Origin of the sequence: Microbacterium sp. NPDC089186 (assembly GCF_040685115.1) — a bacterium.
Classification (GTDB): Bacteria; Actinomycetota; Actinomycetes; order Actinomycetales; family Microbacteriaceae; genus Microbacterium; species Microbacterium galbum.
In genome coordinates this window covers 442,845-455,347 of the sequence record NZ_JBFBHJ010000002.1, presented here as the reverse complement: position 1 = coordinate 455,347, position 12,503 = coordinate 442,845, and the positions used below count along the sequence as shown (strand labels likewise).

Sequence of the window (12,503 nt, the reverse complement as noted above, 5' to 3'; positions counted from 1 at the left end):
GACACAACGAAGGAAGCTCCCATGGATGACATCACCCGCGACGTGGTCGTGATCGGGGCCGGCGCCGCCGGTCTCACCGCGGCCAACGACCTGCGCAAGGCCGGCCTGTCGGTCGTCGTGCTCGAGGCGCGCGATCGTGTGGGCGGACGCCTGTGGACCGACGTCATCGACGGCGCGATGCTCGAGCTCGGCGGCCAGTGGGTCTCGCCCGACCAGACCGCGCTGATCGACACCGTGGCCGACCTCGGCCTGTCGACATACAGCCGCTACCGCGAGGGCGACAGCGTCTACGTCGGTGCCGACGGCGAGGCGAAGCGCTTCACGGGCGAGATGTTCCCCGTGGCACCCGAGACCGAGAAGGTCATCGACGAGATCACCGCGCGCCTGGATGCCATGGTCGCCGAGATCGATCCCGACAAGCCGTGGGAGCACCCGCAGGCCGCCGAGTGGGACAAGATCTCGTGGGACGCGTGGCTGCGCGAGCAGACCGACGACGACGAAGCCGTGCGCAACCTCGCCTTCGCGACGGGATCGGCGATGCTCACCAAGCCGACGCACACGTTCTCCCTGCTGCAGTCGCTGCTCATGGCGGCATCCGCCGGTTCGTACTCGCACCTCGTCGACGCCGACTTCATCCTCGACAAGCGCGTGACCGGCGGTCTCCAGCAGGTTCCCGAGCTGCTCGCCGAGCGCCTGGGCGACGACGTGCTCCTCAACCAGCCGGTCCGCCGCATCATCTGGGGCGACGACTCGGCGCCGTCCGACCGCCCCGCCGCCGCGGACACGGGTCGACGGGTCGACGATCTGCGCGCCCTCACCGCGCGCGTCGAGGCCGCGGCCTCGTCCTCCTCGGGGGTCACGGTGATCGCCGACGGCGTCACCGTCCGAGCCCGCTTCGCCGTGCTCGCCCTCGCGCCGGTGCTGTACTCGCGCATCTCGTTCGAGCCGCCCCTGCCGCGTCTGCAGCACCAGATGCACCAGCACATCTCGATGGGCTTCGTCATCAAGGTGCACGCCGTCTACGACCGCCCGTTCTGGCGCGAGCAGGGCCTGTCGGGCACCGCGTTCAGCCCGTACGAGCTGTGCCACGAGGCGTACGACAACACCAACCACGGCGACGAGCGCGGCACCCTGGTCGGGTTCGTGTCGGACCAGAACGCCGACGACCTCTTCCGTCTGAGCCCCGAGGAACGCAAGGAGCGCATCCTCGACTCGCTCGCGCGCTATTACGGCCCCGAGGCCAAGAACCCCGAGGTCTACTACGAGAGCGACTGGGGTACCGAGGAGTGGACCCGCGGCGCGTACGCGGCGAGCTTCGACCTCGGCGGCCTGCAGCGCTACGGCGCCGACCTGCGCCGGCCCGTCGGGGCGATCCACCTCGCGTGCAGCGACATGGCGGGCGCCGGCTACCAGCACGTCGACGGGGCGATCCGCCAGGGTCACCGCGCCGCCGACGAGATCCTCGAGCGGACGCGCGGATGAGCGGCGACCGCGTCGTCGTCGGCTACACGGCGACCGACGCGGGTGCCGACGCCCTCGCGCTGGGCGCCCGCCTCGGCGCAGCCCTCGGCACCTCCGTCCACGTCGTCGTCGTGCTGCCGTCCCCGCAGGGCAACGTCTCCATCCCGACGGCCGCGTCCTACGACCGTCTGGTCGAGGACACGGCGCGCGGGTGGCTGCGCGACGCCCTCGCGCGCATCGGCGACCCGGCCGGCATCCGGGGACACGTGCGCTACGCGCACGACGTCTCCGACGGTCTGGTCGCGGCCGCGGAGGAGTTCGGTGCGGGCCTGATCGTCGTCGGCACCGGCGGGGGCGGTCCGCGCGGACGGCACCGTCTCGGTACGACCGCCGAGGAGCTGGTGCACTCGGCGCCCGTCCCGGTGGCGCTCGCTCCCGAGGGCGCGCGCGACGTCGACCCGTCGGTGGGTCTGCCGCGCGTCACCGCCGCCATCGGCACCCGCCCCGGCGCTGACCTGCTGCTCGACACCGCGGTGGGCGTCTCCCGCCGGGCGAAAGCGCCCGTGCGGCTCCTCTCGCTCGCCGGTGTCGATCTCCCCGATCGCGTCGACGCGTCGCTGACTCGTCTGACGGGACACGCCCACGCCGAGAGCGTGCTCGAGGCCGTCCGCGCGGATCTGCCCGCCGGGATCGCCGCCGAGGCGGTCGTCGGCACCGGCAGCGACATCGAAGACGCGGTGTCGCGCATCGAGTGGCAGCCGGGCGAGATCGCGCTCGTCGGCTCGAGCCGCCTCGCTCAGCCGCGACGCCTGTTCCTCGGCTCCACCGCAGGACGCATCCTCCGCGCCCTGCCCGTCCCCATGATCGTGGTGCCCCGCACCTCGGAGGCCTCCTGATGACCACCTCTCGCAACGGAGCGAGCCCCGCACCCGACAGCGCCGTCACCACCGGCATCTCGAACAAGGGCCTGCGCGTCGGATCCATCGGCATGATCGGCGCCGTCGTCATCGGCATCTCGACCATCGCCCCCGCCTACACCCTCACCGGCGCCCTCGGCCCGACGGTCTCGGCCGTGGGCTTCCAGGTTCCCGCGATCATCCTCGTCGGCTTCATCCCGATGCTCCTGGTGGCGCTCGGCTATCGGGAGCTGAATTCCCGGATGCCGGATGCCGGCACCTCGTTCACCTGGGCGGCCCGCGCCTTCGGACCCTGGGTCGGCTGGATGGCCGGGTGGGGGCTGGTCGCGGCCACGGTCATCGTGCTGTCGAACCTCGCGGGTATCGCGGTCGACTTCCTCTTCCTGCTCATCGCGCAGATCAGCGGCAATCCGGAGATCGCCGAGATCACGCGCATCGTGCCCGTCAACGTGGCGGTGTGCCTGCTGTTCATGCTGCTCGCCACGATCGTGTCGTACCGCGATCTGCAGACCACCCAGCGCCTGCAGTACGGCCTGGTGGGGTTCCAGATCCTCGTGCTGCTCGTCTTCGCCGGAGCGGCCGTGGTCGAGATGATGAACGGCAACGCCTTCGACGCCAGCCCCGTTCAGGCGTCGTGGTTCAATCCGTTCGAGGTCGACTCGTTCAGCGCGTTCGCCGCCGGGCTCTCGCTGTCGATCTTCATCTTCTGGGGGTGGGACGTCATCCTCACCATGAACGAGGAGACCAAGGACCCCGACAAGACGCCGGGCCGCGCGGCCACCGTGACGGTGTTCCTCATCGTGGCGCTGTACCTGCTCATCGCGGTCGCTCTGCTGATGTTCGCCGGCAACGGCACGGGCGAGCTGGGCCTGGGCAACGAGGACATTCAGGAGAACGTCTTCTTCCACCTCTCGGGGCCCATCCTCGGCCCCCTCGCCTTCCTCGTGTCGCTCGCGGTGCTGACCAGCTCGGCATCCTCCCTCCAGGCGACCTTCGTCGGCCCCGCCCGAACGCTCCTCGCGATGGCGCACTATGACGCGCTGCCGCGCAAGTTCGCCAAGGTCAGCCCGCGGTTCTTCACCCCGGGCTACGCCACGATCGTGTCGGCGATCGTCGCCTCGGCGTTCTACGCGATCATGCGCGTGCTGAGCGAGAACGTGTTGACCGACACCATCACCGCCCTCGGCGCGATGATCTGCTTCTATTACGGCCTGACCGCGTTCGCGTGCGTCTGGTACTTCCGCAAGCAGTGGTTCGACTCGGTGCGCAACGTCTTCCTCACCCTCCTCGCGCCGCTCGTGGGCGGCGTCATCCTGGCCGTGCTGTTCGTCACGACCCTCATCGACAGCGCGAGCCCCGATTACGGCTCGGGCTCGCAGATCGGCGGCGTCGGCCTCGTGTTCGTCATCACCGTCGTGATCATCGTCGTGGGGGTGGTGCTGATGATCGCCCAGCGCATCGCGAGCCCCGCCTTCTTCCGCGGTGAGACCCTGGGACGGGAAGCGCCCGCCAGCGCCCGCCGCCGGCGCGCGATCTGACCCCGGCATCCGACCGCACCATCTGACAACGAAACGAAAAGGAGCAGCCCGATGAGCGACTACGCCGTCGTCAATCCCGCCACCGGCGAGACCCTCGCCGAGTACGACATCCTGACCGACGACGCGGTGGAGGCCGCCATCGCCTCCGCCCACGACGGGTACGGCGTGTGGTCGCGCACCGCTCCGTCCGAACGCGCCGCTGCGATCCGCCGCGTGGCGGAGCTCCACCGCGAGCGCCGCGACGAGCTCGCCGCGATCATCGTGCGCGAGATGGGCAAGCCCCTGGCCGCCGCCGAGGGTGAGGTCGACTTCGCCGCCGACATCACCGAGTACTACGCCGACAACATCGACAAGATCACCGGCGACACCCCGCTCGACATCCTGGGCGAGGGCACCGCGGTCATCCGCCGCTCGCCGCTGGGCGTGCTGCTGGGCATCATGCCCTGGAACTTCCCGTACTACCAGGTGGCCCGGTTCGCGGCGCCCAACCTCGCGGTGGGCAACACCATCCTGCTCAAGCACGCTCCCCAGTGCCCCGAGTCCGCCGAGGCGCTGCAGGCGATCTACCGCGACGCGGGTCTGCCCGAGGGTGCCTACGTCAACATCCGCGCGACCAACGACCAGGCGGCGACCATCATCGCCGACCGCCGCGTGCAGGGCGTCTCGGTGACCGGATCGGAGCGCGCCGGCGCCGCCGTCGCCGAGATCGCCGGCCGCAACCTCAAGAAGGTCGCACTCGAGCTGGGCGGGTCCGACCCCTTCATCCTGCTCTCCACCGATGACCTCGATGCCGCCGTCCAGGCCGCCGTCGACGCCCGCCTCGACAACAACGGGCAGTCGTGCAACGCCGCGAAGCGCTTCATCGTCGCCGACGACCTCTACGACGGGTTCGTGTCGAAGTTCACCGCCGCCCTGGGTGAGGCCAAGGTCGGCGACCCGTTCGCCGACGACACGGTGCTGGGTCCGCTGTCATCGCTCACCGCGGCCGAACGCCTCGACGAGCAGGTGCAGCGCGCCGTGGCGCAGGGTGCCACCGTCGAGGTGGGCGGCACGCGCGACGGCGCCTTCTACCCCGGCACCGTCCTCACGGGCGTCACGAAGGACATGGACGCGTACGGCGAGGAGTTCTTCGGCCCCGTCGGTGTCGTCTACCGCGTCTCGAGCGAGGACGAGGCGGTCACCCTGGCCAACGACACCGGGTACGGTCTCGGCTCCTACGTCTTCACGACGGATGCCGCGCAGGCCGAGCGCATCGCCGACAAGATCGAGGCCGGGATGGTCTACATCAACGTCGTGCTGGCCGACTCTCCCGAGCTGCCGTTCGGCGGTGTCAAGCGCAGCGGCACCTCGCGCGAGATGGGCCTGCTCGCGGCCGACGAGTTCGTGAACAAGAAGCTGATCCGCACGGTCTGATCCGGCCGCTCGCGAATCCCCCGGACCCGCTCGACGGGGTCCGGGGGATTCCGCGTTTCCGGGCGTTCGACAGCGGGGGCGGAGTCGGGGAACCGGGGCGACGGGCGTCGCGGGCCAGGGCGGACCGCAGGACGACTCCGCCCCGCCGGCACCGGCCCGGTTCGCCTCACCGGGGGACATGACATAGACTGGGGAGTGCAGTCGAAATCTGCAATCTTTCGCCGTGCCCTCGGGTACGCGGCATCCCTCCCCGAGAGATACCAGGCGGAAGCGCGCCGGTTTCGCATCCTGGATCCTTCGGGATCTTAGGGCGGTAGCTCAATTGGCAGAGCAGCGGTCTCCAAAACCGCAGGTTGCAGGTTCGATTCCTGTCCGCCCTGCGCACAGCGCACGCTGGCACAGACAGAGACCTGGGTGGTTCGATGACGCAAGACGAGGCGAAGGGCGAGGTCGTCGCAGACCGCGGCGCGCCCCGCGAGAAGAAGCTCAACTTCTTCGCGCGGATCGCTCTCTTCATTCGTCAGGTCTTCGCGGAACTCCGCAAGGTCGTCACTCCGACGCGGCAGGAACTGTTCAAGTTCACCGCCGTCGTCCTCGGGTTCGTCGTCGTCATGATGGCGATCGTCTACGGCCTCGACGTGTTGTTCGTGTGGATCACCACCGCCGTCTTCGGCGTCCCCGGTAGCGCCGGCGCCTGACCGGCGTCTGGGCGGACGCGCGGCGCCGAGAGCGGCCGCCACTGAACGGAAGAGATCACAGTGTCTGAAAGATATGTCGACGACGCCGATTGGGCGACGGCCGCCGAGCAGTCGAGCGAGGACGACGAAGCCCAGGAGGGCAACGTGCTCGCGTCCCAGGAGCGCGCCTCCGACTCCGCCGAGCACACCGCCGTCCACATCGTCGACGACGAGACCGACACCGACGATGCCGACCTGGGCGACATCGACATCACCGACCCGGAGGCGGACGCGATCGTGAACGACGCTCTCGAGATCGACGAGACCAGCGAGGCCGAGGCCGCCGCCGAGGTGCTGACCGACTCCCTCGCGGAAGAGCAGGCCGAAGAGGCCGCCGAAGCCGCCGACGAGGTCGCGCCGTACGACGGCCCCGACGTCAATGGCGAGCCCGACGCTCCCGTCCTCGACGAGGACTTCGTCGACGAGGTCTCCGCCGCGGCATCCGTCGTCGACGAGGTCGAGGCGGAGGAGTCGCCGGCCGACGCCGCCGAGGCGCCGGAAGACCTGGACGCCGCCGATGACGAGGACGTCGACCCGTACGAGGCGTTCCGCACCGAGCTGCGCATGCTCCCGGGCAAGTGGTACGTCATCCACTCGTACGCGGGCTTCGAGCGCAAGGTGAAGGCCAACATCGAGCAGCGCAAGTCGACGCTCGAGGTCGAGGACGACATCTACCAGGTCGAGGTCCCGATGGAGGACGTCGTCGAGATCAAGAACGGCCAGCGCAAGATGGTCAACCGCGTGCGCATCCCCGGCTACGTGCTGGTGCGCATGGACCTCAACGAAGACACCTGGTCGGTCGTGCGTCACACCCCCGGTGTCACCGGCTTCGTGGGCAACGCCCACAACCCGACGCCGCTGCGCTTCGAGGAGGCCTTCAACATGCTGAAGAGCCTCGTCGAGGTCAAGGAGTCCGCTCCGGCCAAGGCCGGTGCCGCCAAGGGCGCCCCGACCGCCCAGCGCGTCATCCCCGCCGAGGTCGACTTCGAGGCCGGAGAGACGATCACGATCAAGGAGGGCTCGTTCGCGGGTCTGCCCGGAACGATCAGCGAGATCAAGCCCGAGAGCGGCAAGCTCACCGTGCTCGTCTCCCTCTTCGAGCGCGAGACCCCCGTCGAGCTGTCGTTCGACCAGGTCACCAAGATGGTCTGACGCGCGCCCTGCGCGTCTCGCGAACGCCCCGCCCGGTTCCGTCCGGCGGGGCGTTCGCCGTTCCGGCGCCCGCGCCGCCGCTTCCTTCCCGATAAACGCCGTCGGTGCCGAGACACGCTGCGTCGCACCGTGTCTCAGCATGAACGGCGTTTATCACCGCGCGCCGTCGCACGCCCGCGCCTCCGCACGCCCGCATCTCCGCACGCCCGCGCCGTCGCACGGCGTGCCCGGTCGCCGCATCCGGGACGAGACGGCTCGATAAACGCCGTCCGTGCTCAGAGACGCGGCGCCCCACCGTGTATCGGCACGCTCGCCGTTTATCGCCCGAGCATGGTCACTCGGAGCGCGGGTTCAGTCCGACGCCGCGCACGTTGCGCCCGTCGACCCGCGCGACCACGGGCAAGCCCGTCGCCTTCAACGCCTCGCGAAGGCCGTCGACCCTCAGCGCACCGCCGTAGTCCCAGCGCGCGATCCGCCACCCCGCCCGCCGCAGTGCGTCCTCGCGGGTCTTCTCAGCCCGGACGGCTGTGGCGGCGGCATCCGGGTCGTGACGGTCGTACTTCACCCAGCCGTCGAACTCGCCGATGACGCGGTGCTCCGGCCAGCAGAAATCCGACCGGTAGGCGCGGCCCCCGACACGATGCTCGGTTTGCAGGTCGGCGGCGGGGAACCCGCACCACTCGATGACCGCTCGGCTCAGCGACTCACCCACGGACTCCGACCGTTGATCGCCGCGGGCCAGGACCCAATCGAGCCTCCTTCGACCGCGCGGGTTGCGCTGGGCTGCGGCGAGGTCGAGCAGCTCGCTCGAGGTGACCGTCCCGGTCCGGAGGGCGGCATCCGCGACCGCCAGTGCGAACGCGGGCGGCAGGACGCGCGCGAGGTCCACCACGACGTCGGCGAGGAGAGAGCATCGGAGGCCGTCTTGCTCGACGGTGCGGCGACGGTCGGCGCTCGTGTGCACGCGCACGTCGCCGTAGGCCAGCGAGCGTTCGCGCCGCCCGTCGAAGAGGTGGATGTGCCGGGGGTGACCGAAGGTGGGCAGGCCGTGCAGAGCGGCCGCCGACTCGTGCGAGAACACCGCCTCGGGGTTGACGAGGCGGAAAGCGTGCACGCGCAGGAGATATCTGTTCCACGGCGGCAGCTCCCCCCATCCGGCCCGTTCCGTGTACACCCCCGGCCGGATGCGGTGCATGTGGGGGTCGCGCGACGGGTGCGACCCGGGGGAGGGCGTCGCGGCCGCGGCGAACAGAGGGAGGGGCGCGCCACGGAAGGCGGGAGGATCGGCATCCATTCGCCGAGGGTGGCGCAAACGGGCCGCCCGCGGTGACCGGGTGTGCATAACCCGGGCGCCCTTCGCCGATAAACGCCGTCCATGTCGAGACACGCGTCGCCACACCGTGTCTCGACACGAACGGCGTTTATCGAGGAGGGGCGGCGGGGAGCAGGGCGCGGGATGCCGAAACGCCGGGCGTCGCGTACAATGGCAAGGTTGCGTGCGTCAGCGTGCGACGACCGCTGCCCGGAACCGCCGGGCGGGCGGGAGAGAGGGAACCGCGAGGGTCCCGCTCGAGAGAGGAAAAGGATATGGCACCCAAGAAAAAGGTGACCGGCCTGATCAAGCTCCAGATCAAGGCGGGCGCGGCCAACCCCGCGCCGCCGATCGGTCCGGCGCTCGGTCAGCACGGCGTCAACATCATGGAGTTCTGCAAGGCGTACAACGCGGCGACCGAGGCCCAGCGCGGCAACGTCATCCCCGTTGAGATCACCGTCTACGAGGACCGCAGCTTCACGTTCATCCTGAAGACGCCCCCGGCAGCAGAGCTCATCAAGAAGGCCGCCGGCCTCGCGAAGGGCTCGTCGACGCCCCACACGGTCAAGGTGGGCAAGCTCACCAAGGACCAGGTCCGCGAGATCGCCACCACGAAGCAGCCCGACCTGAACGCGAACGACATCGAGGCCGCCTCGAAGATCATCGCCGGCACCGCCCGTTCCATGGGCATCACGGTCGAGGACTGAGGGAGATAACAATGGCTACCAAGTCCAAGGCATTCCGCGCCGCTGCTGAGAAGATCGCGGCCGACACGTTCTACACCCCGACCGAGGCCGTCGCCCTCGCGAAGGAGACCGGCTCGAAGAAGTTCGACTCGACCGTCGAGGTCGCGCTGAAGCTCTCGGTCGACCCCCGTAAGGCCGACCAGATGGTCCGCGGCACGGTCATCCTGCCCCACGGCACGGGTAAGACCGCGCGCGTCATCGTCTTCGCCAACGGCCCCGCGGCCGAGGCGGCCCTCGCCGCCGGCGCCGACGAGGTCGGTGGCACCGAGCTCATCGAGAAGGTCGCCGGCGGTTACACCGCGTTCGACGCGGCCGTCGCCACGCCCGAGCTCATGGGCCAGGTCGGTCGCCTCGGTAAGGTCCTCGGACCCCGCGGCCTCATGCCGAACCCCAAGACCGGCACCGTGACCCCCAACCCGGCCAAGGCCGTCGAGGAGATCAAGGGCGGAAAGATCGAGTTCCGCGTCGACAAGCACGCCAACATCCACTTCGTGGTGGGCAAGGCGTCGTTCTCGGCCGAGCAGCTCGACGAGAACCTGAAGGCCGCGCTCGAGGAGATCGTCCGCCTCAAGCCGTCCAGCTCGAAGGGCCGTTACATCCAGAAGGGCGCCGTCTCGACCACCTTCGGTCCCGGCATCCCGCTGGACGTCAACGCCATCGTCTGACGTTCGTCTCACAGAAGCCCCGCCGCGCCCCGTGCCGGCGGGGCTTCTGCGTGCGAGCCGTGCACGGACGTGCAACACGGCGTCATCCGGGAAGAGGTTCGCGCCTCGACGTGTTGTGCTGGAGGGTCGCGGCCGTCCTGCACCGCGCCACACGAACGTCATTCCCACACCACACATGTCTGGAACAGCTATGCCCCGTCGTCGTCTGACCGTCCTCGCCGCCACCCTGGGCCTGAGCGCCCTCGCGCTGACCGCCTGCAGCGGGGGAGCCACCTCGAGCGCGTCGTCCGACGCGGGCTCCGAGTACGACCTCGTCTCGGGCGGCACGCTGACCGTCGCCACCGAGGGCACCTACCGTCCCTTCTCGTACCACGAGGGGGCGGGGGAGCTCACCGGCTTCGACGTCGAGATCGCCACGGCCGTCGCCGACAAGCTCGGCCTCCAGGTGAAGTTCCAGGAGACCCAGTGGGATGCCATTTTCGCGGGCCTGGATGCCGGACGTTTCGACGTCATCGCGAACCAGGTGACGATCAACCCGGAGCGTCAGGAGAAGTACACCTTCAGCGCGCCCTACACCGTCTCGCGCGGCGTCGTGGTGACCACCGAGGACGACAACGCCATCTCGAGCTTCGCCGACCTGTCGGGGAAGACCACCGCGCAGTCGCTCACGAGCAACTGGTACGAGCTCGCCACCTCCAGCGGCGCCCAGGTCGAGGCCGTCGAAGGCTGGGCCCAGGCGGTCGCCCTCCTCAAGCAGGGCCGCGTGGATGCCACGGTCAACGACCAGCTCACCTACCTCGACTACGAGAAGACGAACAGCCCGACGGGCCTGAAGATCGCGGCCGAGACCGAGGACACCTCGGAGAGCGCGTTCGCCTTCAAGAAGGGCCAGGACGCGCTCGCGGAGGCCGTCGACACGGCGCTCGAGGAGCTGCGCGCCGACGGCACGCTGACGCAGATCAGCGAGAAGTACTTCGGCGCCGACGTCACCCAGTGAGCGCACGGCGCGTGCGCGCGCTGTAAACCCCGCGGATCATCCGCTTCTCACCCTCTAGCGTGAGAAGCGGATGATCCGTTCCCGCGTGCGACGCGGGTCCGAGAGAAGAAGGAGGCTCATGAACGACCTGTGGACGTTGCTGCTCGACTCGTTCTGGCCGATGCTGCTGGCCGGGATCACGGGCACGATCCCGCTGTCGTTGGCCTCCTTCGCGATCGGTCTCGTGATCGCGCTCCTGATGGCCCTGCTGCGCCTGTCGCCGAACGTCGTGATGTCGGGTGTGGCCCGCTTCTACATCTCGATCATCCGCGGCACGCCGTTGCTGGTGCAGCTGTTCGTGATCTTCTACGGTCTGCCCGCGGTCGGCGTGGTGATCGATCCGTTCCCGGCCGCCGTGATCGCGTTCTCGCTGAACGTCGGCGGCTACGCGGCCGAGGTGATCCGCGCCGCGATCCTCTCCGTGCCGCGCGGGCAGTGGGAGGCTGCTCACACCGTCGGGCTGTCGCCGCGCAAGACGCTGACGCGCATCATCCTGCCGCAGGCCGCCCGCGTGTCGGTGCCGCCGCTGTCGAACACCTTCATCTCGCTCGTGAAGGACAGCTCGCTGGCATCCCTGATCCTCGTCACGGAGCTGTTCCGTCAGGCGCAGAACATCGCGGCGTTCTCGTACGAATTCATGGCCGTCTACCTCGAGGCGGCGCTCATCTACTGGCTGTTCTGCCTCGTGCTGTCGTTCGGGCAGAACGCCCTCGAGAAGAGGTTGGACCGCCATGTCGCCCACTGACACCCCGCTGTTGAGTGCGACGGGACTGCAGAAGAGCTTCGGCGCGAACCGCGTGCTCGACGGCGTCGACCTCGAGGTGCGCCGCGGCGACGTCCTCGTGCTGATCGGCCCGTCCGGCTCCGGCAAGACGACCGTGCTGCGCTGCCTCAACGGCCTCGAGACCCCCGATGCCGGTGTCGTGGCGTTCGACGGCGGGCCGTCGGTCGACTTCGCCCGGAAGGTGGCGAAAAGCGACCGGGCCGCGCTTCGCGACCGCTCGGCGATGGTCTTCCAGCACCACAACCTCTTCCCTCACCTGACCGTCGTCCAGAACGTCATCGAGGGCCCCGTGCAGGCGCACGGGGTGCCGAAGGCGGAGGCCGTCGCGAACGCGGAGCGCCTGCTCGCGCGCGTCGGCCTCGCCGAGAAGCGCGACGCGTACCCCGCGGAGCTGTCGGGCGGCCAGCAGCAGCGCGTCGGGATCGTCCGCGCGCTCGCGCTGCAGCCCGACCTGCTGCTGTTCGACGAGCCCACCAGCGCCCTCGACCCCGAGCTGGTCGGCGAGGTGCTCACGGTGCTGCGGGAGCTCGCGAACGAGGGGTGGACGATGGTGATCGTCACGCACGAGCTGGGCTTCGCCCGCGAGGTGGCCGACGAGGTGCTGTTCTTCGACGACGGCGTCATCGTGGAGCGCGGGGCGCCCGCGACGCTCTTCACACGGCCGGATAAGGAGCGCACGCGGCGGTTCCTCGACCGTCTGCTCCGGCCGCTCGACGGGCCCGACCCCGCCTGAGCCGGCGGC

Annotated in this window: 12 protein-coding genes and 1 tRNA gene; 12 read left to right on the top strand and 1 reads right to left on the bottom strand. The window is 69.7% G+C overall.

The annotated features are described in order from the left end of the window. The first annotated feature begins 21 nt into the window (after positions 1-21). From AB0N82_RS08420 to nusG, 7 genes are all read left to right on the top strand, one after another. Positions 22-1,482: an NAD(P)/FAD-dependent oxidoreductase gene (locus AB0N82_RS08420; RefSeq protein ID WP_363390344.1), complete on the top strand. Its 1,461-nt coding sequence runs from the start codon at positions 22-24 to the stop codon at positions 1,480-1,482. Then, positions 1,479-2,357 carry a universal stress protein gene (locus AB0N82_RS08415; protein ID WP_363390341.1) on the top strand — a complete coding sequence of 293 codons (879 nt, stop codon included), beginning with the start codon at positions 1,479-1,481 and terminating at the stop codon, positions 2,355-2,357. Before AB0N82_RS08420 ends, AB0N82_RS08415 begins: the two co-directional genes overlap by 4 nt. Continuing rightward, complete coding sequence (locus AB0N82_RS08410) at positions 2,357-3,916, top strand: APC family permease (protein WP_315995021.1); 1,560 nt, start codon at positions 2,357-2,359, stop codon at positions 3,914-3,916. The genes AB0N82_RS08415 and AB0N82_RS08410 overlap by 1 nt, the downstream gene beginning before the upstream one ends. 51 nt (positions 3,917-3,967) lie before the next feature. Next, positions 3,968-5,329 (top strand): NAD-dependent succinate-semialdehyde dehydrogenase, encoded by a 1,362-nt coding sequence (locus AB0N82_RS08405; RefSeq protein ID WP_363390337.1) that lies wholly within the window; start codon positions 3,968-3,970, stop codon positions 5,327-5,329. A 307-nt stretch (positions 5,330-5,636) separates the two neighbouring features. Further along, positions 5,637-5,709 (top strand) — tRNA-Trp (locus AB0N82_RS08400). A 42-nt stretch (positions 5,710-5,751) separates the two neighbouring features. Beyond that, positions 5,752-6,027: a preprotein translocase subunit SecE gene (gene secE / locus AB0N82_RS08395; RefSeq protein WP_363390328.1), complete on the top strand. Its 276-nt coding sequence runs from the start codon at positions 5,752-5,754 to the stop codon at positions 6,025-6,027. A gap of 60 nt (positions 6,028-6,087) precedes the next feature. Next, the gene (nusG, locus tag AB0N82_RS08390; RefSeq protein ID WP_315995019.1) at positions 6,088-7,218 is read left to right on the top strand and encodes a transcription termination/antitermination protein NusG; all 1,131 of its coding nucleotides are present in this window, start codon (positions 6,088-6,090) and stop codon (positions 7,216-7,218) included. A gap of 334 nt (positions 7,219-7,552) precedes the next feature. On the opposite strand, the gene AB0N82_RS08385 is transcribed toward nusG, so the two are convergent. Further along, a complete protein-coding gene (locus AB0N82_RS08385; protein WP_363390308.1) occupies positions 7,553-8,512 on the bottom strand; it encodes a hypothetical protein in 960 nt (319 codons plus the stop codon). A 293-nt stretch (positions 8,513-8,805) separates the two neighbouring features. Between AB0N82_RS08385 and rplK the strand changes: the two genes are divergently transcribed. The 5 genes from rplK to AB0N82_RS08360 all read left to right on the top strand — a co-directional run bounded on the left by rplK (position 8,806) and on the right by AB0N82_RS08360 (position 12,494). Then, complete coding sequence (gene rplK, locus AB0N82_RS08380) at positions 8,806-9,237, top strand: 50S ribosomal protein L11 (RefSeq protein ID WP_013585556.1); 432 nt, start codon at positions 8,806-8,808, stop codon at positions 9,235-9,237. Positions 9,238-9,248: 11 nt separating this feature from the next. Beyond that, complete coding sequence (rplA, locus tag AB0N82_RS08375) at positions 9,249-9,941, top strand: 50S ribosomal protein L1 (RefSeq protein ID WP_315995017.1); 693 nt, start codon at positions 9,249-9,251, stop codon at positions 9,939-9,941. Between the two features lie 190 nt (positions 9,942-10,131). Beyond that, a complete protein-coding gene (locus AB0N82_RS08370; protein WP_315995016.1) occupies positions 10,132-10,938 on the top strand; it encodes an amino acid ABC transporter substrate-binding protein in 807 nt (268 codons plus the stop codon). Positions 10,939-11,056: 118 nt separating this feature from the next. Continuing rightward, positions 11,057-11,722: an amino acid ABC transporter permease gene (locus tag AB0N82_RS08365; protein ID WP_363390303.1), complete on the top strand. Its 666-nt coding sequence runs from the start codon at positions 11,057-11,059 to the stop codon at positions 11,720-11,722. Continuing rightward, positions 11,709-12,494, top strand: a complete 786-nt coding sequence (locus AB0N82_RS08360) for an amino acid ABC transporter ATP-binding protein (protein ID WP_363390300.1) — start codon at positions 11,709-11,711, stop codon at positions 12,492-12,494. The genes AB0N82_RS08365 and AB0N82_RS08360 overlap by 14 nt, the downstream gene beginning before the upstream one ends. Positions 12,495-12,503 lie beyond the last annotated feature (9 nt).

Coding starts and splice junctions, on each gene's coding strand:
- AB0N82_RS08420 (WP_363390344.1), top strand. CDS start 22: ATGGATGACATCACCCGCGACGTGGTCGTGATCGGGGCCGGCGCCGCC.
- AB0N82_RS08415 (WP_363390341.1), top strand. CDS start 1,479: ATGAGCGGCGACCGCGTCGTCGTCGGCTACACGGCGACCGACGCGGGT.
- AB0N82_RS08410 (WP_315995021.1), top strand. CDS start 2,357: ATGACCACCTCTCGCAACGGAGCGAGCCCCGCACCCGACAGCGCCGTC.
- AB0N82_RS08405 (WP_363390337.1), top strand. CDS start 3,968: ATGAGCGACTACGCCGTCGTCAATCCCGCCACCGGCGAGACCCTCGCC.
- secE (WP_363390328.1), top strand. CDS start 5,752: ATGACGCAAGACGAGGCGAAGGGCGAGGTCGTCGCAGACCGCGGCGCG.
- AB0N82_RS08385 (WP_363390308.1), bottom strand. CDS start 8,512: ATGGATGCCGATCCTCCCGCCTTCCGTGGCGCGCCCCTCCCTCTGTTC.
- rplK (WP_013585556.1), top strand. CDS start 8,806: ATGGCACCCAAGAAAAAGGTGACCGGCCTGATCAAGCTCCAGATCAAG.
- rplA (WP_315995017.1), top strand. CDS start 9,249: ATGGCTACCAAGTCCAAGGCATTCCGCGCCGCTGCTGAGAAGATCGCG.
- AB0N82_RS08370 (WP_315995016.1), top strand. CDS start 10,132: ATGCCCCGTCGTCGTCTGACCGTCCTCGCCGCCACCCTGGGCCTGAGC.
- AB0N82_RS08365 (WP_363390303.1), top strand. CDS start 11,057: ATGAACGACCTGTGGACGTTGCTGCTCGACTCGTTCTGGCCGATGCTG.
- AB0N82_RS08360 (WP_363390300.1), top strand. CDS start 11,709: ATGTCGCCCACTGACACCCCGCTGTTGAGTGCGACGGGACTGCAGAAG.